Origin of the sequence: Corynebacterium limaceinasi, from assembly GCF_046717465.1 — a bacterium.
Taxonomy (GTDB): Bacteria; Actinomycetota; Actinomycetes; order Mycobacteriales; family Mycobacteriaceae; genus Corynebacterium.
The window spans coordinates 385,442-403,605 of sequence record NZ_CP177100.1 but is presented as its reverse complement, the minus strand read 5'-3'; the positions used below and the strand labels follow the sequence as shown (position 1 = coordinate 403,605).

25 protein-coding genes are annotated in these 18,164 nt (G+C 59.7%); 10 read left to right on the top strand and 15 right to left on the bottom strand.

Features of this window, described 5'->3' with window-relative positions; all coding sequences use genetic code 11:
• Window positions 1-36 precede the first annotated feature (36 nt).
• From ACLI1Q_RS02045 to ACLI1Q_RS02035, 3 genes are read right to left on the bottom strand one after another with little or no spacing between them, the layout of a single operon-like run.
• A complete protein-coding gene (locus ACLI1Q_RS02045) occupies window positions 37-1,071 on the bottom strand; it encodes a FecCD family ABC transporter permease (RefSeq protein WP_411697045.1) in 1,035 nt (344 codons plus the stop codon).
• Entirely contained in the window at window positions 1,068-2,147 is a 1,080-nt protein-coding gene (locus ACLI1Q_RS02040) for an iron ABC transporter permease (RefSeq protein ID WP_349819804.1), read from the bottom strand. The genes ACLI1Q_RS02045 and ACLI1Q_RS02040 overlap by 4 nt, the downstream gene beginning before the upstream one ends.
• A complete protein-coding gene (locus ACLI1Q_RS02035) occupies window positions 2,148-3,095 on the bottom strand; it encodes an ABC transporter substrate-binding protein (protein ID WP_239275511.1) in 948 nt (315 codons plus the stop codon).
• 127 nt (window positions 3,096-3,222) lie between these two features.
• On the opposite strand from ACLI1Q_RS02035, the gene ACLI1Q_RS02030 reads away from it, so the two are divergent.
• Window positions 3,223-4,017, top strand: a complete 795-nt coding sequence (locus ACLI1Q_RS02030; protein WP_239275509.1) for a siderophore-interacting protein — start codon at window positions 3,223-3,225, stop codon at window positions 4,015-4,017.
• A gap of 71 nt (window positions 4,018-4,088) precedes the next feature.
• Here ACLI1Q_RS02030 and rpsQ read toward each other — a convergent pair whose 3' ends face one another.
• Genes rpsQ through rpsJ form a run of 11 tightly spaced genes read right to left on the bottom strand, consistent with a single transcriptional unit; the run spans window position 4,089 to window position 9,263 of the window.
• Complete coding sequence (gene rpsQ / locus ACLI1Q_RS02025; RefSeq protein WP_239269114.1) at window positions 4,089-4,397, bottom strand: 30S ribosomal protein S17; 309 nt, start codon at window positions 4,395-4,397, stop codon at window positions 4,089-4,091.
• A 2-nt stretch (window positions 4,398-4,399) separates the two neighbouring features.
• Window positions 4,400-4,630, bottom strand: a complete 231-nt coding sequence (gene rpmC, locus ACLI1Q_RS02020; RefSeq protein WP_005276944.1) for a 50S ribosomal protein L29 — start codon at window positions 4,628-4,630, stop codon at window positions 4,400-4,402.
• A complete protein-coding gene (gene rplP, locus ACLI1Q_RS02015) occupies window positions 4,630-5,046 on the bottom strand; it encodes a 50S ribosomal protein L16 (protein ID WP_005276943.1) in 417 nt (138 codons plus the stop codon). The genes rpmC and rplP overlap by 1 nt, the downstream gene beginning before the upstream one ends.
• Before the next feature lie 3 nt (window positions 5,047-5,049).
• Complete coding sequence (rpsC, locus tag ACLI1Q_RS02010; protein WP_005276941.1) at window positions 5,050-5,796, bottom strand: 30S ribosomal protein S3; 747 nt, start codon at window positions 5,794-5,796, stop codon at window positions 5,050-5,052.
• On the bottom strand, window positions 5,796-6,158 hold the full coding sequence (gene rplV, locus ACLI1Q_RS02005; protein WP_005276938.1) for a 50S ribosomal protein L22: 363 nt from the start codon (window positions 6,156-6,158) through the stop codon (window positions 5,796-5,798). The genes rpsC and rplV overlap by 1 nt, the downstream gene beginning before the upstream one ends.
• A 3-nt stretch (window positions 6,159-6,161) precedes the next feature.
• Entirely contained in the window at window positions 6,162-6,440 is a 279-nt protein-coding gene (gene rpsS / locus ACLI1Q_RS02000; protein ID WP_005276936.1) for a 30S ribosomal protein S19, read from the bottom strand.
• Window positions 6,441-6,453: 13 nt separating this feature from the next.
• Complete coding sequence (gene rplB / locus ACLI1Q_RS01995; RefSeq protein ID WP_005276935.1) at window positions 6,454-7,290, bottom strand: 50S ribosomal protein L2; 837 nt, start codon at window positions 7,288-7,290, stop codon at window positions 6,454-6,456.
• Between the two features lie 35 nt (window positions 7,291-7,325).
• On the bottom strand, window positions 7,326-7,628 hold the full coding sequence (gene rplW / locus ACLI1Q_RS01990; RefSeq protein ID WP_005276934.1) for a 50S ribosomal protein L23: 303 nt from the start codon (window positions 7,626-7,628) through the stop codon (window positions 7,326-7,328).
• Window positions 7,628-8,281, bottom strand: coding sequence for a 50S ribosomal protein L4 (gene rplD / locus ACLI1Q_RS01985; protein ID WP_239269115.1), 654 nt, complete (start codon window positions 8,279-8,281; stop codon window positions 7,628-7,630). The genes rplW and rplD overlap by 1 nt, the downstream gene beginning before the upstream one ends.
• A complete protein-coding gene (rplC, locus tag ACLI1Q_RS01980; protein ID WP_005276932.1) occupies window positions 8,278-8,934 on the bottom strand; it encodes a 50S ribosomal protein L3 in 657 nt (218 codons plus the stop codon). The genes rplD and rplC overlap by 4 nt, the downstream gene beginning before the upstream one ends.
• A 23-nt stretch (window positions 8,935-8,957) precedes the next feature.
• Window positions 8,958-9,263: a 30S ribosomal protein S10 gene (gene rpsJ / locus ACLI1Q_RS01975; protein ID WP_003848085.1), complete on the bottom strand. Its 306-nt coding sequence runs from the start codon at window positions 9,261-9,263 to the stop codon at window positions 8,958-8,960.
• A 711-nt stretch (window positions 9,264-9,974) separates the two neighbouring features.
• Here rpsJ and ACLI1Q_RS01970 point away from each other — a divergent pair.
• From ACLI1Q_RS01970 to amaP, 6 genes are read left to right on the top strand one after another with little or no spacing between them, the layout of a single operon-like run.
• A complete protein-coding gene (locus ACLI1Q_RS01970) occupies window positions 9,975-10,454 on the top strand; it encodes an Asp23/Gls24 family envelope stress response protein (RefSeq protein WP_005276899.1) in 480 nt (159 codons plus the stop codon).
• A 5-nt stretch (window positions 10,455-10,459) separates the two neighbouring features.
• Complete coding sequence (locus ACLI1Q_RS01965) at window positions 10,460-10,807, top strand: hypothetical protein (protein WP_005276897.1); 348 nt, start codon at window positions 10,460-10,462, stop codon at window positions 10,805-10,807.
• 2 nt (window positions 10,808-10,809) lie between these two features.
• Window positions 10,810-11,004 (top strand): hypothetical protein, encoded by a 195-nt coding sequence (locus tag ACLI1Q_RS01960; protein ID WP_239269116.1) that lies wholly within the window; start codon window positions 10,810-10,812, stop codon window positions 11,002-11,004.
• Complete coding sequence (locus ACLI1Q_RS01955; RefSeq protein WP_239269117.1) at window positions 11,004-12,134, top strand: Asp23/Gls24 family envelope stress response protein; 1,131 nt, start codon at window positions 11,004-11,006, stop codon at window positions 12,132-12,134. The genes ACLI1Q_RS01960 and ACLI1Q_RS01955 overlap by 1 nt, the downstream gene beginning before the upstream one ends.
• The gene (locus tag ACLI1Q_RS01950; protein WP_023025174.1) at window positions 12,127-12,693 is read left to right on the top strand and encodes a DUF6286 domain-containing protein; all 567 of its coding nucleotides are present in this window, start codon (window positions 12,127-12,129) and stop codon (window positions 12,691-12,693) included. The genes ACLI1Q_RS01955 and ACLI1Q_RS01950 overlap by 8 nt, the downstream gene beginning before the upstream one ends.
• Window positions 12,686-13,261, top strand: a complete 576-nt coding sequence (gene amaP, locus ACLI1Q_RS01945) for an alkaline shock response membrane anchor protein AmaP (RefSeq protein ID WP_239269118.1) — start codon at window positions 12,686-12,688, stop codon at window positions 13,259-13,261. Before ACLI1Q_RS01950 ends, amaP begins: the two co-directional genes overlap by 8 nt.
• On the opposite strand, the gene ACLI1Q_RS01940 is transcribed toward amaP, so the two are convergent.
• The gene (locus tag ACLI1Q_RS01940) at window positions 13,250-13,948 is read right to left on the bottom strand and encodes a hypothetical protein (RefSeq protein WP_239269119.1); all 699 of its coding nucleotides are present in this window, start codon (window positions 13,946-13,948) and stop codon (window positions 13,250-13,252) included. The two genes, amaP and ACLI1Q_RS01940, sit on opposite strands and share 12 nt — an antisense overlap.
• Before the next feature lie 388 nt (window positions 13,949-14,336).
• On the opposite strand from ACLI1Q_RS01940, the gene ACLI1Q_RS01935 reads away from it, so the two are divergent.
• The 3 genes from ACLI1Q_RS01935 to ACLI1Q_RS01925 are packed head-to-tail and all read left to right on the top strand — an operon-like array spanning window position 14,337 to window position 18,151.
• On the top strand, window positions 14,337-15,278 hold the full coding sequence (locus tag ACLI1Q_RS01935; RefSeq protein WP_239269132.1) for an ABC transporter permease: 942 nt from the start codon (window positions 14,337-14,339) through the stop codon (window positions 15,276-15,278).
• Window positions 15,279-16,271: an ABC transporter permease gene (locus ACLI1Q_RS01930; RefSeq protein WP_023016732.1), complete on the top strand. Its 993-nt coding sequence runs from the start codon at window positions 15,279-15,281 to the stop codon at window positions 16,269-16,271.
• Window positions 16,268-18,151 (top strand): ABC transporter ATP-binding protein, encoded by a 1,884-nt coding sequence (locus tag ACLI1Q_RS01925; RefSeq protein ID WP_239269120.1) that lies wholly within the window; start codon window positions 16,268-16,270, stop codon window positions 18,149-18,151. The genes ACLI1Q_RS01930 and ACLI1Q_RS01925 overlap by 4 nt, the downstream gene beginning before the upstream one ends.
• The last annotated feature ends 13 nt before the right edge of the window (window positions 18,152-18,164 follow it).

Genomic DNA, 18,164 nt, shown 5'->3' with positions numbered 1-18,164 from the left:
CGTTTGCCCAATCCGCGCTGTGGCGCGCCACAGCGATTAGCTGCGCCGGGCCGCATTCCACACCAAGACCACCAGAGCGCAGCCGCCGATGACCGAGGAGACCGCGCCCACCGGGGCGTTGACTGGAATCGCGCCGGCGATAACGGCGCACACGGTCAACAGCGCCGCACCTGCGGCTGCCGATGCCACCGGCGATGGCGTGGGCGTGCGCGCCGCCATCCGCGCCAGGTGCGGGGCCAGCAGGGCGATAAACCCAATGGGCCCCACCACCGAGACCACCACGGCGCAGATCCCGGTTGCCGCGATGAGCAGCAAGGCGCGCTGGCGGGAGATATTTACGCCCAGGGTGATGGCAGAGGAATCATCGTGGGCAAGCAGCGGCAGCTCCCGCGCGCACCAGATGCCTATGGCAAGAAACGGCGCTAATGCCACGAGTAGAGGCACGATGACCTCCATGCGCACGAACCCGGTCGAGCCCGTCAGCCACGTTTGCGCCTCCGCTGCGCGCTGGATCTGCGCGCTGCGCATCAAATACGCCACGACGGCCTGAAACATCAGTGATAAGGCAATGCCGACGATGACGATGCGGTTGCTCGTGCCGATGCCACCCAGGACGGCGAGGAGGATGACAACGAGGAAGGCGCCGATCATCGCCAAGCATGCCCGCCACCAAAAGTCCGGGATGCCGTCCGCGAAACCGGGGCGCGAATGCACGGTGCCCAGCACCACCAGCACCGATGCGCCGCCGGTCACGCCCAGGATATCCGGCGATGCCAGTGGATTGCGGGCCATGGTCTGCGTCCATGAGCCGGCCACGCCGAGGGCGGCGCCGACGATGACGGTGGCGATGGCGACCGGCAGGCGCAGGTCCCACACCACCCTGATGTGGCTCTCGCTGCCGCCGCCGGTGAGCACATCGAAGACCTGCCGCGGGCTTAGGTCCAAAGGCCCTTGCCCCAGTAACACCAGGTACGCGGCGAGGGCGATAAGGGCAAATACCAGCGTGGCGGCGAGCACGCGGACGTGCCTGCGACGCTGCTGCGCTTGCAGGGTACTGCTTATTGTTGTCATGCGTTATCGCCCCACGCTCTGCCCACGCCGCGGTGGGCGCCCCAAATGAGGAAGGGCGCGCCCACTATGGCAAGCACGATGGACATTTCTAGCTCCGAATTACCCACGATGAGCCGGCCGATGATATCCGCGGCGAGCACGGCGCAACCGCCCAAAAGCGCGGAGGGCAGGATCATCGTGGCAACGCTGGGGCCGACCACCCGCCGCACGATGTGGGGAATGGCGAAGCCAACGAAGGCGATGGGACCTGTTGCCGCCGTCGCGCTGCCGGCTAGCACCACGACGCTTAGCGCCGCGCCCACCCGCGCGGTGGTCGGGGATCCGCCCAAGGCGAGCGAGGACTCCTCCCCCATCGCCAAAAGATCAAGCGGCCTGGCCGCCATTGTCGCGCACGCTAGGCCGATGAGGAGGCCAATGCCCGCGATGGCGACGTCTTCTGGACCGCGCCCGAAGGTCGAGCCGATGGTCCAGCGCCGCATGCTATCGAGCACGTCCGTGGAATACAGGCCGATGATCGCCGCGCCCGATCCCAAGGCGGCGGAGACGCCGGCGCCGACGAGAATGAGCGTCAGTGGGTCCTGGAACCGCCGCGAGACGGCCAGAACCAGCAGCGTGGTAATGCCCGCGCCAACGAGCGCGAGGGTGGTCCGCATGCCGGTGGTGGTAGCGATGCCAATGGCCGTGCCTAGGGCAACGAAGAACGACGCGCCCGCGGTAATACCGATAAAGCCCGGGTCCGCCAGCGGGTTCCTGGTCCACGATTGCGCCAAGACACCGGCGACGGCAAGGGCCGCGCCGGCGAAATAGGCCAAGAAGGTGCGCGGCATGCGCAGGTTCCACACGATATCGCGGATATCCTGCTCGCCTGCCCTGCGCAGCGCGGCGATGACCTCATCGGGTGGAATGGAACGGGAACCCAGCGCCAAGGACGCCACCGCCAGCGCGAGGCTGGCGAGGATGAGGGCGACAAGGAACGTCGTGCGACCCTTTCCCCGCTCCATCACCGGTGTGGCTGTGGGGTTTTGCGCTGTGGAACCCGTCTGGATAGTCTGGCCGTCCTGCGTGGTTGCTGACAATTACAGCTTCTCTTCAAACTTATCTATTGCCCAAGGGATGGTCACTGGGTTCGGCATGCTCATGGCGTTGCCAGTATCCGTGTCCAGGTAGCGCACACGCTTATCCTTGACTACATCGAGGCCCTGGAAGGTCTTATCCTTCTTCAAGACATCGGCAGAGCCGTTGTAGTCCAGGACAAAGAGGTGATCAACCTGGTTCAGCTTTGCGTAGTTTTCCGGGGCAATGTCAACGAAGAAGCTGCTGCCATCGCCCTTCAACTCATCGGGGATTTCCATGCCAAGATCCTCGATGAACTGGCCGCGCCCATCCTCATCGGTGTACAGGCCAATCTTGCCGTCATAAGGCATGACGATGGCTGCGGACTTGCCCTGCAACTCGGTGTGCTCGCGGCGGAATTCCTCGAAGGCGTTCTCGGTGTCCTTGATAAGTTTATCGCCTTCGTCTTCCTTATCCACGGCATCCGCGATGGCCTCAACTTGGTCCTCCCAGGGAACCTGCCAGTCTTCATAGCCATCCGGCTTGACGGTGGTCGGCGCGATATCCTCCAGGGATTCCTTCGTGCGCGCATCTACTGCCTGGTTCACAGCAATAATCTTGGTGGGATCAGCAGCGGTAATCTGCTCGAAGGTATCCGCGGTGAAACCAGTTGCGGTGTTGTAGATGACCTCAGGCTTGGCATCGCCAAGCAGCTTCTTTGACCACGGGCCAACGCCGGAAGGATCGCCATCGCCCTCAGCGCCCCACGGCGCCACCGTCACGGGAGTAATGCCTAGGGCGAGCAGCGTATCGGCATCCCCCAGGCCCAGGCTAGCCACGCGCTCTTCGCTGGCGGCGTCGGTGGACTGCGTGCTTTCATCGCCCTCACCACGCGAGCAACCGGCTAATGCGACGGCTCCGGCTGACAGCAGTGCCACAACGCCCATGGTGCGGCGTCCGAAAATCTTCATGAAGCTGGCCCTTTCAAAAAGGAAGAAATTGACGTTGCTGATCCTAGACCCCAATCAAAGGATTAGGCAAGGCTTAGCTTCGAACGAGTATGTTGAATGCATGAGCTGTTCCCTACAATCGTCCCCGATGACTGAACACCAACTGATTCCCGTTACCCTGACCGCGAATGAACTGATCCGGCCGCGCCTGCACCGCCTGACGTTTCATGCCGAGGCGTTCCGGACGTATGACCTTGCCGGCCCCGATGAATTCTTTGGCCTTGTCATGCCCCAAACCGGGCAGGAATTTACGCCCTTCCCCGTCGACGGCGTTAACCTCCGAGCCGCCGTCGCCGCTATAGACGAGGAGACGCGGCCGGACCTGCGCTGGTACACCATCCGCGCGCTCCACCCCGAGGAGGCCACTATCGATGTCGATGTGGTCACCCACGGCGATTCCGGCCCCGGCTCGCGATGGATTCTGCGCGCGCAACCCGGCGATACAGCGGGGTTCTTTACCTGCAACGAGATGTGGCGGCCTACCGAGGCTGCGCAGCTATTGGTCGCCGATGCCTCCGCCCTGCCTGCCCTTCGGCACATCCTTTCCTACCAAGAGGAACATGACCCAGCGAAGCTCGGTTCCACCGACGTTGTAGCGGTGGTCACCAGCGATGACGAGGTAGAGCCCGGGCTTACGGACAGGTGGGAGTCCCGCGTGCGCAGCATGCGCGTCCTTCGCACCGAGCCGCACAAGGAGGCGGATTCTGTCGTTGCCACGCTGAAAGCAGATTATGCCGGTGCGCCGACGCCAGGATACGTGTGGGTCTCCGGCGAGGGGGACTTGGCGAAGAAGGTCCGGGGCCTCGTGGTGAGAGATTGGGGCCTTTCTTCCGACGACGTCACCTGGGTGCCCTACTGGTTCTACGGAAGGGCCCGGCCTTAAGAGCTCTAAAACAGCGAAAGGCCCCTGTATCGAACCATATGGTCCGGTACAGGGGCTGCGCTGGCTAGGTTTTACTTAGCCTTCTCGATGATCTTTACGAGACGGAAGTGCTTGTCCTTGGACAGCGGGCGGGTCTCAGCGATACGTACGAGATCGCCTACGCCTGCGGTTTCTTCCTCATCGTGCGCCTTAACCTTCTTGTTAGAGCGCATGATCTTGCCGTACAGAGCGTGCTGCTTGCGGTCTTCGATCTCGACGACGATGGTCTTGGACATCTTGTCCGAGACGACGTAGCCGGTGCGGACCTTAGGAGCACCCTTGACCTTCTCCTTCTTCGGAGTTGGTCCCTTCTTGGATTCAGTCACGTTAGCCTCACTCATGATTAAGCCTCAGCTCCCGGAGCGACAGACAGGCCCAGCTCGCGCTCGCGCAGAACGGTGTAGATGCGGGCAATGTCGCGCTTAACCGTGCCGATGCGGCGGTTGTTGGTCAGCTGGCCGGTGGCCTTCTGGAAACGAAGGTTGAACAGTTCTTCCTTCGCATCCTTCAGACGGGTTTCCAGCTCTGCGTTGTCGAGCTCACGGAACTCGTGGGCGGGGGTACCGGTTGCCATTAGAACTGGTCCTCCTTCTTGATGATGCGGACCTTGCAAGGAAGCTTCTGGCCAGCGCGGCGCAGAGCCTCGATTGCAACAGCCTCAGTTGGGTAGCTCATCTCGAAAAGTACGCGGCCAGGCTTCACGTTAGCCACCCACTTCTCAACCGGGCCCTTACCAGAACCCATACGAACACCGAGCGGCTTCTGGGTCAACGGACGGTCCGGGAAGATGTTGATCCACACCTTGCCACCACGCTTAACGTGGCGGTTGATGGCAATACGTGCGGCCTCAATCTGACGGTTGGTGATGTACGCAGGCTCCAGTGCCTGGATTGCGTAATCGCCGAAGTTAATGCGGTTTCCGCCCTTGGACACGCCACGACGGCTCGGGCGGTGCTGACGGCGGTACTTAACACGCTTAGGAATCAGCATGGATTAGCCCTCCTGCTTCTGCTGTGCACGCTGGCGGCGCTGGCCACCGCGGCGGGAGCGACCGTTGCGGTCACCACGGCCACGGCCCTGTGCCGGAGCGTTCAGTTCGGACTCGCGTACGCCACCGACGACGTCACCCTTGTAGATCCACACCTTGATGCCGATGCGGCCGAAGGTGGTGTGGGCCTCTGCGGTGCCGTAGTCGATCTCGGCGCGAAGAGTGTGCAGCGGAACGCGGCCCTCGTGGTAGCGCTCGACGCGGGACATTTCTGCACCGCCCAGGCGGCCGGACAGCAGGATCTTGATGCCCTTAACCTGTGGCTGGCGCATAGCGGACTGGATAGCCTTGCGCATTGCACGACGGAATGCGACGCGGTTAACCAGCTGCTCCGCAATGGAGTGAGCAACGAGGGTTGCGTTTGCGTCTACCTGCTTGACCTCGAGGATGTTGAGGGCAACCATCTTGCCGGTGAGCTTTTCCAGCTCGCGACGGATGCGGTCAGCCTCAGCACCACGGCGGCCAATCACGATGCCCGGGCGGGCGGTGTGAATGTCCACGCGTACGCGGTCACGGGTGCGCTCGATAACAATGTCGGCGATGCCGGCGCGCTCGAGGCCCTTGTTGAGGTAGTTACGAATCTTGATGTCTTCGGCTACGTAGTTCGCGTAGTCCTTATCCGCGAACCAGTGGGTCTTCCAGTCGGAGGTGATGCCCAAACGTAGGCCGTGAGGATGGATCTTCTGGCCCATTACTTGGCCCCTTCCTGCTGGCTTTCGACAACCACGGTGATGTGGCTGGTGCGCTTACGAATCATGAATGCACGACCCTGTGCACGCGGCTGGAAACGACGCATGGTCGGTCCCTCGTTGGCGTATGCCTCAGAGATGACCAGGGTGCGTGGGTCGAGGCCGAAGTTGTTCTCAGCGTTAGCGGCTGCGGAAGCAACGACCTTTGCAACTGGCTTGGAAGCACCCTGCGGTGCGTACTTCAGGATTGCCAAAGCTTCGCTTACGGACTTGCCGCGGACCAGATCGAGCACACGACGTGCCTTCATCGGGGTAACGCGGACGTAGCGGGCCGTGGCGGATGCGGAGGTGATGGTCTCACTCATCGCTTATCGACGTCCCTTCTTGTCATCCTTGACGTGACCCTTAAAGGTCTTGGTTGGTGCAAACTCGCCCAACTTGTGGCCGACCATGGAGTCCTCGATGAAGACCGGCACATGCTTGCGGCCGTCGTGGACGGCGAAGGTGTGTCCGATGAAATCGGGGAGAATGGTCGAGCGGCGAGACCAGGTCTTGATGACCTGCTTGGTGCCTGCATCGTTTTGAGCATCCACCTTGTTGAGGAGGTGCTCATCGACGAACGGGCCTTTCTTAAGGCTGCGTGGCATTGTTTACCTCCTCTTAGCGCTTCTTGTTCGGGCGACGACGGCGCACGATCATGTTGTTGGAGTAACGGTTCGGGTTGCGGGTGCGACCCTCCTTGTGACCCCATGGGGACACTGGGTGGCGACCACCGGAGGTCTTACCCTCACCACCACCGTGTGGGTGGTCAACCGGGTTCATAACGACACCACGGACGGTCGGGCGAACGCCCTTCCAACGCATGCGGCCGGCCTTGCCCCAGCGGATGTTCATCTGCTCGGCGTTGCCAACTTCACCAACCGTTGCGCGGCAACGGATGTCCACGCGGCGGATTTCAGAAGACGGCATACGCAGAACTGCGTACTTGCCTTCCTTACCCAGCAGCTGGATGGAAGCACCAGCAGAGCGAGCCAGCTTAGCGCCAGCGCCAGGCTTGAGCTCAACAGCGTGGATGGTCGAACCGGTCGGGATGTTGCGCAGCGGCAGGTTATTGCCCACCTTGATATCTGCGTTCGGGCCGGACTCGACAACGGCACCCTGCTTCAGGCCCTTCGGCGCAATGATGTAGCGCTTCTCGCCATCTACGTAGTGCAGCAATGCAATGTTTGCGGTGCGGTTCGGGTCGTACTCAATGTGAGCGACCTTTGCCGGAATGCCGTCCTTGTCGTTACGACGGAAGTCGATCAGACGGTAACGGCGCTTGTGGCCACCGCCGATGTGGCGGGTGGTGATGCGGCCGTAGTTATTACGACCACCGGTTTTGCTCAGCGGGCGCAGCAGGGACTTCTCCGGAGTCGAACGAGTGATCTCGTCAAACTCAGATACGGAGGATGCGCGGCGACCCGGAGTTGTCGGCTTGTACTTACGAATAGCCATAATTCTTCCTTTTCCTTTCGGCTCTCCGGTGGCGCTTAAGCGCCTGCGCCGAAGACGTCGATGGAGTCGCTGCCTTCACGGAGCGTCACGTATGCGCGCTTGGTGGACTTACGCTGACCGAAGCCGGTGCGGGTGCGCTTGCGCTTACCTGCACGGTTTACGGTATTCACGGAGTCGACCTTCACGTCAAAGATCTGCTCGACGGCATCTTTAATCTGGGACTTGTTGGAGTCTGGGGAGACGAAGAACGTGTAAACGTTCTGCTCCATCAGACCGTAGGACTTCTCAGATACAACCGGGGCGATGATGACATCGCGCGGGTTAGAAATCTTAGCCATTAGTTCTCCTCCTTATCCGCGCCGGTAGCGCGAGTGATGAAGGTGTGTAGCGCCTCAACGGAGAACACAACGTCATCGGAGTAGAGAACGTCGTAGGTGTTGAGCTGACCGGCGTCCAGGATCTGAACGTTCGGCAGGTTATTAGCGCTACGACGGGCGTTGATATCCTCGCGGCCGATAACCAGCAGCACGTTGTCGCGCTCGGTCAGGGACTCGAGGAAAGCCTTGGCCGCCTTGGTGGACGGCTTCTGGCCTGGAACCAACTCTTCGATGACATGGATGCGCTCGTTGCGAGCACGGTCAGACAACGCACCGAAGAGAGCAGCCTTGATCATCTTCTTAGGGGTGCGCTGTGCGTAGCTACGTGGCTGCGGGCCGTGGACGGTGCCACCGCCGGTGTAGTGCGGCGCACGGATGGAACCCTGGCGCGCACGACCGGTGCCCTTCTGGCGGAAAGGCTTGCGGCCACCACCACGGACAGCGCCGCGAGTCTTGGTGGCGTGGGTGCCCTGACGAGCAGCAGCAAGCTGTGCGTTGACAACCTGGTGCATCAAAGCAACGGATGCCTCGGTGTCAAAGATTTCAGCCGGCAGGTCCACGGAGCCATTGGTCTTACCTTCAGAGGTGTGGACGTCTAGCTTGAGGTTGCTCATGCGTGTGCACCGCCCTTCACTGCGGTCTTAACGGTGACGAGGCCGCCGCGCGCACCAGGGATAGCACCCTTGATGAGCAGCAGGTTGGACTCGACATCGACTTTCTGAATCTTCAGGTTTTGGGTTGTCACGCGGTCGTGGCCCATGCGGCCAGCCATGCGCTTGCCCTTGAAGACGCGGCCCGGGGTAGCAGCGCCACCGATACCACCAACGCGGCGGTGAGCGGCCTGGTTACCGTGAGCTGCGCCCTGACCCTGGAAGCCGTGGCGCTTCATAGCACCAGCGTAGCCGTGGCCCTTGGTCTGGCCGGTGACGTCAACGAAGGTGATGCCTTCGAAGATGTCTACCTTGACCTCTTGGCCAACCTCGTATGCGGAGGTGTCGTCCATGCGGATTTCTGCAACGTGACGACGCGGGGTTACGCCAGCCTTCTTGAAGTGACCAGACTCAGGCTTGTTTGCCTTGCGTGGGTCAATCTCGCCAAAGGCGATCTGGATGGCACTGTAACCATCGGTTTCGGGGGTGCGAATCTGGGTGACAACGCATGGCCCTGCTTCAACGACGGTAACCGGAACAACGCGGTTCTCATCGTCGAAGACCTGGGTCATGCCGAGCTTCTTGCCCAGAATGCCCTTGATCTCGTTTTCACTCATTATTAGTTCTCCACCAAAGTCGCTTACTGGATGTTCACGTCGACGCTTGCCGGAAGATCGATGCGCATCAAAGCATCAACGGTCTTCGGGGTCGGGTCGAGAATATCGATCAGGCGCTTGTGCGTGCGCATCTCGAAGTGCTCGCGAGAGTCCTTGTACTTGTGCGGAGAACGAATAACTGCGTACACGTTCTTCTCGGTTGGGAGCGGCACTGGGCCAACTACACGAGCACCCGTACGGGTAACGGTCTCGACGATCTTCTTTGCAGAAGCGTCGATTGCCTCGTGGTCATAGGCCTTCAGCCGAATGCGGATCTTTTGTCCCGCCACGCTTATCCTCTTCCTCGCTTCCCCACTTTCACATTCCCGGCGTTTCCGGGGCGTGAAGCGGTGGGAAATTGCTTCTCGATTTCTCTATAACGTTGTCCGGGCCTGGGGCCTGACACAACGCCAGTGGTCTGACTGCCATGACAACCAAGAGATACAGCACATGGCAAATGCCAGTCTGCAGTGCTCCTGACGGGGTACAAGACCCGTAGTCAAAGTATTGTGAAGAGGACGGTTTTCACGCATTACACGTGGAGAGTGTCCTATTCGCTAACTGCCGCTGTTTATTTGCCATGCCCCTTCTCCGGTCCATCGTCTCGGGGTGTCTCTGCTCTAGCGCGGACCTAGCCCGATCGGATGACCTTCCAGTCTGTGTTTCAGGAAACCCCTGAGCCACGGTGACAACGAAGGTGTCATGTTCGCTTTACCAGCTCAGCGTCTCCCCGATATGCACCGTGTTTAAGACGGCCCATTATCGGTTCGCGCTGCCCTGTTAAAGCAACCTAAGTATTTAAGCACGATGGGCTGGTGTTTTTCAAACCACTCCGGCAATAGTGCCAATAATCACGTTTTGGTAAATATTGTTGTCCTAGACCCCACGTCTGCTTGGGCGGTAGGTACGCTCAAGGAAGGATTTTGAACCGTTGGTTCTTGGTCCTTCAATTTCATATTGCGACCATGCAAGTCAATTTTTAAGGAAAGGCCTTAAAGACCATGTCTGAGAACAACACTCCTGCAAAGCACTCTGAGAACAACGTTGCCGCTTCTGAAGAGCGCGAGGTAAACAACAACCTGGAGACTCAGTACGGCACCACCACCATTGATGACGTCGTTGTTTCCAAGATCGCTGGCATTGCAGCCCGCGAAGTTTCCGGCGTTGACTCCCTCGGTGGCGGCGGCGCTCGCATGATGGGCACCATCCGCGAGTCCTTCGGTGCATCCGAGGACGTACGCCAGGGTGTTGACGTAGAGGTAGAAAACGGCTCCGCAAAGATCGAGATCGCCATCACCGCTGAGTACGGTGTTGCTATCCACGAGCTGGCTGAGGCAATCCGCCGCAACATCATGAATGCTGTCGAGCGCATGACCGGCCTGACCGTAGAGCGCGTTGACGTTGTCGTTCACAACGTCAAGCTGCCGAAGGAAGACTCCGAGTCTGAAGAGCAGGCTGCACTGAACCAGGGCCAGGCATAAGAACAATGCCTGAACCCCGAGCACAATTTGAGCTCGAGGTAAGCCACGCTCACGCAATTGCGGAAGCGGTGCAAAAGCTCAACGGTGTCGCGGGCCTTGACGGCGGACGCTACGGCTCGGTGAACCTACTCTTCCCGGGCGAAAGGGTTTCCGGCATGCGCCGGCCCGATCCCCGCGACGATCGCCACCTGCAAATCAACGTTCGCGTTGATATCAGTGCGCAACCTGATCTGTACCGTCTGGCGGAAGAAATCCGCTCGACCGCCCGCAAGGCATGTACGGAACTAGATCGCGTCGACGTTGAGTTTTCTGATGCCGTAGATGGCTTATCCGCTGCTCCCTCGAAGGATTAGATATGAAAAATTACACCACATTGGGCATTGTTATCGGCCTGCTACTTGCCTTCTTTTTGTACTTAGGTTGGGGTTGGATGCTGCTGGCCGTGCTGCTTGCTGCCATCGGTGGCCTCTTGGGCTCCCACTTTGATGGCCGCATCGACCTCACCGCTGTGTGGAATGGCCTCATTGGCAAGGAGAAAGGCCAAGGCTAATGTCAGAAGGTTCCACTAAGGGCCACACGCGTTTCTCGCTGCGGACCATGGAACGAATCGTGACCGCCGCAATTGCTAGCGTGCCTGGCACAAAAGATTTAGATGCCAAGCTTGCTGGCATTGGCGGACGCGGTTATCCACGGGTTTCGGTACAGATGGATCCAGAGCGTGAAGTCGCTGCCGTGAGCGCGACCATCGCTGTGGTGTGGCCGTCTCCGGTTACCGCAGTCGCGGAAAGTACGCGTGCCGCCATTTCAGAGGCTATTGCTGCCCATACCGGCTATTCCACCACCCGCGTTAATGTCACCGTCGGTGAATCGGTTCCGGATACCCGGGTTACCGCAGAACAGCTTGCGCAGCGTCCTGCCGCTTCAGCTTTTACCCCGGAGGTCAGTCCTTCTACCGTGACCCAACCCGTTACTCAGGACTCGGTCGAAGTGCGAAGCATCGAGACTCCGGAAGAAGCAACGGTTCGCAACGTCGACACCCCGCAAGAGGCGGAAATCCGCGAAATTTCTTCTGGAAAGGAAGTTGCTGTTCGCGGAGTATCGACACCCTCTGGTGACACGCCAGTGCGCTCCGTCGATACGCCGCGAGAAGCATCGGTGCGCAGCATTTCCGCTGCTCTTCCAGACCACCAGCTGCTAGAAATTAGCGCTCCAGAAGATCACGAACCGCGTCGCATCGTCGAACCACGCCCAGAGCAGGTACGCAGCGTTCGCGCTCCGCGCCCTGGCAGGTTGCTTCCGAGCGGACAGGTACGCCCCTTTGTCAAAAAGGCAAAGGTCTCTGTTCCCCGTCCGCAGCCTTTGCGCAAAATCGAGATCGACAATTCAGAACAGAAAAAGCGCGTTCGCATTGCCCGCCCGGCTCCCCTGCGCAAGGTGCAGCCACCGCGCCCGCAGCCGCTGCGCAAGATCGAGATCGACAACTCCCGAAGCGAGCAACGCGTGCGGACCGTTAGGCCCGCGTCACTGCGCAAGGTTCAGACCCCGCGTCAGGAACCGCTAAAGCGCATTGAGGTATCGCCAGCTAGCCAGCGCCCGTTGCACGTCTATGCGCCACGACCTGAGCCGCTGCGTGCCATTTCCATTACCCCGTACCACGAGCAAGGAGGCAATAATGGCTGAAATGAATTTGCCTGAGCATTTCGGGCAGCGGCCCAAGGCGTCTCCTGCAGTGCGCACGTGGACCGTAATTCTGGGTTTCGTTCTGCTTGCCATTGGCATTGTGGGTGTCCGCGAAACCTGGCTTGTCGGAGCAGATGCCAATGCCCAATCGTGGGTTCAGCCGGTCCTTGATCTTATTGCCACCGAGCAATTAGAGACGTGGATGATCTGGGCTGGCGTGGCTTCCATCGTGGTTGGTCTCATCTTTGTATTCGCTGCGGTAAAGACCCGTCGCAATACCCACACCCAGGTCGCTTCCGAGTCCGCTTCCATGTGGATGCGGCCAGTCGATGTCGCGCGATTGAGCTCTGCTGCAGCACGCCGTGTTCCGGGAGTTGCTTCCGCGCAGACTTCGGCGGATACCAAGAGCGCGAAGGTCACCGTTAATGGCGATGAGCAAGACGCCGATTTGCCTGGGCGAGTGGAAAAGGCTGTCACCCGCGCTTTAGAGGTCCTTGCAGACCCACCCAAGGTCACCGTAGCCGTAGAGAAGATTCCGGAGATGGATAATCATGTCTAAAAAGCTTGCTACCTTTGACCGAATCCTCCTCGGCTTGCTTGGAATCATCCTCATCGCGCTAGGTGTATGGCCGATCCTCATTAACTTCAATGTGGAATTTGCTGAGTACTTGGCCGAGTGGGTAGACCACGATACGTGGCGCACTTTGGGCGATAATAATTGGTGGGTGTGGGTCTTGGCTGGCGCCTCTGCCCTGCTGCTCATCATTGGCTTGTGGCTCATCGTCGTGAACCTTCGTCACCGCCGCTTTAATAATGTGGAATCCGCAGCCTCCAATGAACAAGGAGCAATCTCTGCATCCATGAACGCCATCGCCACCGCGGTGGCCAAGGATCTGGACTCGCTCGATGGAGTGGAACGCGTAGACCGCTTGGTTGCATACGACCGCGCCCGCCCAACGCTGCAGTACACGGTGGTTGCTAACCCAGATACCCCGCTGGAGAGACTGACTGATGCTGTGGAGACCAATGAACGCGACTTCCGGGAGGCTTTCCCCGACGCTGACCTGGATACCAGTTATAAGCTGCACTTCACCAAGGTCAAACCTATGAAGGATTTAGCTGAATAAGGGGTTTGGGGTCTCTGCAATAAGGACCTCAACCACCCTGCCCAATCGCGCATAATCGCCGCCCTCGAGGAGTACTTCCAGCTCCTCGCCGGGGCGGCATTTTTCTATCCTTTTCCACGCATAATCGCGGGCCACCACCCGCCGATTCTCCTTATGAAAGAGATGCAATCCGTGGTCTAGAACTGCAATCGCGTCCTCCAAGCGGAGGACATAGACAAAGTCACCCAACTCGTAGCGGCTCAGGCCGCTAAGTTCCGGCAGCGGTTCATCCAGGCGCATGATGCTGGAGACGATCCCAAGCCGGTGTTCAAAGCCCTCAGTATCCGTAACCACAAAGGGCCGCCCGGGCCCCGTTGGCCTAATGGCGCTGTATTCCCACACCACCGGCTGAGCATTCGGGCGGCGCACAATGATGCGGGAGGTATCGGCGGTGATGCGGGAGGTGGGGGCATCGCTAAGCACGAGCCACACACCAGTGCCCACGCGGCCGCCCTCAAGGGGCAGTAGGGGCGGGTGGACCTCGGCCTGCCGTTCAAGTTCGGTCACCAAGTCCGCGTCGCTCACGCCCCAGCCGATGCCCCGGTTGGCCAATAAGGCAAAGAGCGTCGGCAGGCTCAGATCGGGCTGGCCCTCCCATGCGTTGCGCAGCGCCGCCAAGGTCGGGTCAATGCGAGTGGGATCTTCCATAAGGGTCTAGCCTACCGAGCCATTCCGCCCTATTACAGCCACGGGCAGCAGCCCGCCTTGGCTGATTGGTTACCCCCGTTTTCCCTTATTTTCAGGTAAGCGTTCCTTATAACTGTTGAACAATTCAGGTTTTTAAATCTGCAGCTGAATCCCATTTTTCTTTTTAAGACCCTAAGCGTCTACACTGAAAAAATACCTGTCGTTTGATTGGCGATGTACATCACGGAACTACATGAATTGTGCGCTCGCTTATATCTTATTAGATTGGTCACATACAACGACTCCATCGTTGGCTTCATATTTGTTCGCACTGTTTCCTGCTTAACCGCGCACGGAGAATTTCCCAATGACAAAGTAGTTGATCAAAAAGATCTTGGGCTGGTTACTCATGATCTTTTTAGCCACTAACTTGGCTTATTTCTTGGCGGCCTCGTTTTTGGACCCGCGTTCAAACTACACCGAGCGCCGTCCACCACTTTCAGATGAGGAAATCAATAACCTCCTCGAGCCTTATAACCTCAGCCCAGAAACCCCGCTCTTAGAGCGTTGGTGGACCCGGCTGACCAATATCCTCACGAGGTGGGACTGGGGACAATCTCCGGTCGGTGAGATGGTTAACGAAGAGATCAGCTACCGCATCTGGGTATCCGCACAGCTGCTGTTGCTGGCCACCATCCTCTCCATCGTCATCGGTGTGGCCGTTGGTGTGTACACCACCTCCCGCCAGTACAAGACCGGTGACCGCGTGTGGCAGGGAATTTCGATCATTGCGATGAACACCCACGTGGTTGTCGCCTCGATCGCCGTCGTCTGGGCCGCCCTGGAGATCAACGATTTGACCGGCAAGAAGATCTTCTACGTCGTCGGTTCCAAGTCCCTGGGGGTCGAGGGATTCTTCCCCAAGCTCCTGGACTCCGCGCAGCACCTCGTCTTGCCCACGATTTCCCTGGTGATCATCAGCTACGCCAGCTACCACATGACCCAGCGCACGCTGTTGCTCGATAACCTCGATGTGGATTATGTCCGCACCGCACGCGCAAAGGGGCTTACCCGCCAGCAGGCCATCCGCAAGCACGCGCTGCGCACCTCCATTATTCCGGTGGCAACGTCCGTCGCCTTCTCCGTGCCCGGCATTTTCACCGGTGCCGTGATGACGGAGCGTATCTTCGGCTGGAACGGTATGGGCCAGTACTTCATCCAGACCATCAGTAAGAACGACATCAATGGCGCGGTAGCCGTCGCGGCATTCGGTGCCGCGATGACGGCCGTGTCCGCCGTCCTGGCAGACCTCGTTGTTGTCGCCTTGGATCCACGAGTAAGGGTGAGCTAAATGACAAATCCCAAAGAACCAAAGATGTCCAAGAAACAGCCCCGTGGCGAGGTTTCTACGCGCACCGAGGTCGTCTCCGAGGATCCTTTAAGCAATGAGGAGGCCGAGCGCATGGCCACGCTGCCGGAGGTTCCCCGCGGTACTTCCCGGTACAAGCTGTACGTCCGCCGCTTCTTCCGCAACAAGCTGGCTACCGTCGGCGTTTTCATCTTGGGTTTTCTCATCTTCGCCGCCCTTTTTGGCAATTTCTTTGCCCAGTGGGACTACACGGAACCGGACTTCCTCGCCCTGTCTGAGCCACCGAGCTCCGAGCACTGGTTCGGTACCAACGATTCCGGTAATGACCTTTATGCCCAAACCATCCACGGTCTAGGCAGGTCCCTGACCATTGCCATCGTGGTGTCCTTTGCCACGTTGGTCATCTCCGCATTCATCGGCTGTGCCGCAGCCCTGTGGGGCGGAATCGCGGAAAAGGCCGTCCTCGCCGTTATCCACTTCCTGCTGTCCATCCCGACCTTCCTGCTCATCGCCCTCGTGGTGGCAGACTCCGGCGGTGACTGGAAGCTTTTGATGGTCGTCCTTATCGCCTTCGGCTGGATGTACCAGGCCCGTGTGATTTGGTCCTTGGCCCTTACCGTCCGCGAGCAGGACTATGTCCGCGCCGCAAGCTACATGGGCGTATCCAAGATGCGCACCATCATCCGCCACGTCATTCCCAATATTGGTTCGCTGCTTATCATCCAGTTCGTCTTCGGCGTTGTGGGCACCGTGGGCTCTGAGACCGCACTGTCCTTCTTGGGCTTGGGTGTAAAGCTTCCCGATGTCTCCCTCGGTACCTTGCTGCAGGGCGGCACCGCCTCCCTGCAATCCGCCCCATGGCAGTTCTACTTCCCCGCCGCTACCTTGACGCTGCTGACCGTCTCCATGGCATTTATTGGCGATGGTCTGCGCGACGCACTCGATCCCAACTCCAATTCCGGAGGTAAACTATGACTTCGCCTATCTTGTCCGTCAATGACTTACGCGTCAGCTTCCCCTCTGAAGCTGGAACCGTCTCTGCAGTGCGCGGTGTCAGCTTTGACCTGCACCCCGGCCGCACCCTGGGCATCGTCGGCGAATCCGGCTCCGGTAAGTCCGTAACCTCCATGTCCATCATGGGCCTGCTGCCGGAATACGCCAAGGTAGAAGGCTCCGTGAAATTCGATGGCCGCGAGCTCCTTGGGCTTTCTGATAAGGAAATGTCCGGTATCCGAGGCGATGGCATCGGCATGATCTTCCAGGATCCGCTCTCCGCGCTGACTCCAGTCTTCGATATTGGTTCGCAGCTGGTGGAGGCAATCCAGGCACACCAGGACATCGGCAAGAAAGAAGCCCTGAAGCAAGCCACCGAGCTCTTAGATCTGGTGGGCATCCCCGAGCCCCACCTGCGCCTGAAGTCCTTCCCGCACGAGTTTTCCGGCGGTATGCGCCAGCGCGTGGTCATCGCCATTGCGATTGCGAATAACCCGCGCGTACTCATTGCCGATGAGCCGACGACGGCCCTCGACGTCACCATCCAGGCCCAGATCCTGGACGTCATCCGGCTGGCCCAGCGCGAAACCGGCGCCGCCACCATCATGATCACCCACGATATGGGTGTGGTGGCAGAAACCGCCGATGACGTCATGGTCATGTACGCCGGCCAGCCGGTAGAACACGGCGATGTCGATACCATCTTCTCCAACCCGCGCATGCCCTATACCGTGGGCCTGCTTGGTTCCACCCCGCGCCCCGATGCCTCGGCCTCGGAGCCCCTCACCCCCATCGAGGGCAACCCGCCGGTCTTGGTGGATCTAAAGGATCGTTGCCAATTCGCCCCGCGCTGCCCCGTCGCGCAAGAGGCTTGCCTTTCCGGCGAGCCGGAGCTGATTCCGCTCAAGGACGAATCCACCTCCCACCGCAGCGCCTGCCTGCGCGCTCCGGAGATCCACGACCGCAAGATCGACGGTGAGCTGATGTTCAAGCCACCGCTGCTTTCCGATGACGTCTTGGCCGACGTTCCCCGCGAGGATCGCAAGACCACCCTCGCCGTAAATGACCTGCGCAAGCAGTTCCCGCTTACCAAGGGCGCGTTGATTAAGCGCAAGGTGGGCACCGTCAAGGCCGTGGACGGCATCACCTTCGATATCCGCGAAGGCGAGTGCCTGGCCATCGTCGGCGAGTCCGGCTGCGGTAAGACCACCACCCTGCTGGAGATCATGGACTTGGACCCAGAAAACGGTGCCGTGGTCCTCAATGGCAAGGACGCCAATGGCATGAGCGGCTCCGAGCGCCGCGAGGCCCGCAAAGACATCCAGATCGTCTTCCAAGACCCGATGAGCTCACTCAACCCCCGCCTGACCGTGCGCGAGGTCATCGCGGAACCGCTCAACTCGCTTGGCTACGACGGCGATGTCGATGCCCGCGTGAACGAACTCATGGGCCTAGTCGGCCTCGACTCTTCGCAGCTGGACCGCTTCCCTAGCCACTTCTCCGGCGGCCAACGCCAGCGCATCGGTCTGGCCCGCGCCCTGGCCACGCGCCCTTCGGTGCTCGTGCTCGATGAGCCCGTCTCCGCTTTGGACGTATCCATCCAGGCGGGCGTCATTAACCTGCTCGAGGACCTGAAGCGAAAGCTGGGCCTGTCCTATCTCTTCGTTGCCCACGACCTTTCCGTAGTGCGCCACCTTTCGGACCGCGTTGCGGTCATGTACAAGGGCAAGTTTGTTGAGTCCGGTTCAACGGATGAGATTTTCGATAACCCCCAAGACGACTACACCAAGAAGCTTCTGGATGCCATCCCGAATCCAGATCCCAAGGTTGCCCGCGCACGCAGGGAAAAATCCCGGGCCTAGCTCCCAGACCCCC

What these genes read in the sequence shown, in the direction of transcription:
- rpsS (WP_005276936.1), bottom strand. Translation starts at nt 6,440, where the DNA reads ATGCCACGCAGCCTTAAGAAAGGCCCGTTCGTCGATGAGCACCTCCTC.
- rplB (WP_005276935.1), bottom strand. Translation starts at nt 7,290, where the DNA reads ATGGCTATTCGTAAGTACAAGCCGACAACTCCGGGTCGCCGCGCATCC.
- ACLI1Q_RS01960 (WP_239269116.1), top strand. Translation starts at nt 10,810, where the DNA reads ATGAAAAATTACACCACATTGGGCATTGTTATCGGCCTGCTACTTGCC.
- rplD (WP_239269115.1), bottom strand. Translation starts at nt 8,281, where the DNA reads ATGAGCAACCTCAAGCTAGACGTCCACACCTCTGAAGGTAAGACCAAT.
- rplV (WP_005276938.1), bottom strand. Translation starts at nt 6,158, where the DNA reads ATGAGTGAGACCATCACCTCCGCATCCGCCACGGCCCGCTACGTCCGC.
- ACLI1Q_RS01955 (WP_239269117.1), top strand. Translation starts at nt 11,004, where the DNA reads ATGTCAGAAGGTTCCACTAAGGGCCACACGCGTTTCTCGCTGCGGACC.
- ACLI1Q_RS01970 (WP_005276899.1), top strand. Translation starts at nt 9,975, where the DNA reads ATGTCTGAGAACAACACTCCTGCAAAGCACTCTGAGAACAACGTTGCC.
- ACLI1Q_RS02030 (WP_239275509.1), top strand. Translation starts at nt 3,223, where the DNA reads ATGACTGAACACCAACTGATTCCCGTTACCCTGACCGCGAATGAACTG.
- rpsQ (WP_239269114.1), bottom strand. Translation starts at nt 4,397, where the DNA reads ATGAGTGAGGCTAACGTGACTGAATCCAAGAAGGGACCAACTCCGAAG.
- ACLI1Q_RS01950 (WP_023025174.1), top strand. Translation starts at nt 12,127, where the DNA reads ATGGCTGAAATGAATTTGCCTGAGCATTTCGGGCAGCGGCCCAAGGCG.
- amaP (WP_239269118.1), top strand. Translation starts at nt 12,686, where the DNA reads ATGTCTAAAAAGCTTGCTACCTTTGACCGAATCCTCCTCGGCTTGCTT.
- ACLI1Q_RS01935 (WP_239269132.1), top strand. Translation starts at nt 14,337, where the DNA reads ATGATCTTTTTAGCCACTAACTTGGCTTATTTCTTGGCGGCCTCGTTT.
- ACLI1Q_RS02035 (WP_239275511.1), bottom strand. Translation starts at nt 3,095, where the DNA reads ATGAAGATTTTCGGACGCCGCACCATGGGCGTTGTGGCACTGCTGTCA.
- ACLI1Q_RS01925 (WP_239269120.1), top strand. Translation starts at nt 16,268, where the DNA reads ATGACTTCGCCTATCTTGTCCGTCAATGACTTACGCGTCAGCTTCCCC.
- ACLI1Q_RS01940 (WP_239269119.1), bottom strand. Translation starts at nt 13,948, where the DNA reads ATGGAAGATCCCACTCGCATTGACCCGACCTTGGCGGCGCTGCGCAAC.
- ACLI1Q_RS02045 (WP_411697045.1), bottom strand. Translation starts at nt 1,071, where the DNA reads ATGACAACAATAAGCAGTACCCTGCAAGCGCAGCAGCGTCGCAGGCAC.
- rplP (WP_005276943.1), bottom strand. Translation starts at nt 5,046, where the DNA reads ATGCTGATTCCTAAGCGTGTTAAGTACCGCCGTCAGCACCGCCCGAGC.
- ACLI1Q_RS01965 (WP_005276897.1), top strand. Translation starts at nt 10,460, where the DNA reads ATGCCTGAACCCCGAGCACAATTTGAGCTCGAGGTAAGCCACGCTCAC.
- rplC (WP_005276932.1), bottom strand. Translation starts at nt 8,934, where the DNA reads ATGAGTGAAAACGAGATCAAGGGCATTCTGGGCAAGAAGCTCGGCATG.
- ACLI1Q_RS01930 (WP_023016732.1), top strand. Translation starts at nt 15,279, where the DNA reads ATGACAAATCCCAAAGAACCAAAGATGTCCAAGAAACAGCCCCGTGGC.
- rpmC (WP_005276944.1), bottom strand. Translation starts at nt 4,630, where the DNA reads ATGGCAACCGGTACCCCCGCCCACGAGTTCCGTGAGCTCGACAACGCA.
- rplW (WP_005276934.1), bottom strand. Translation starts at nt 7,628, where the DNA reads ATGGCTAAGATTTCTAACCCGCGCGATGTCATCATCGCCCCGGTTGTA.
- rpsC (WP_005276941.1), bottom strand. Translation starts at nt 5,796, where the DNA reads ATGGGCCAGAAGATCCATCCTCACGGCCTACGTTTGGGCATCACCTCC.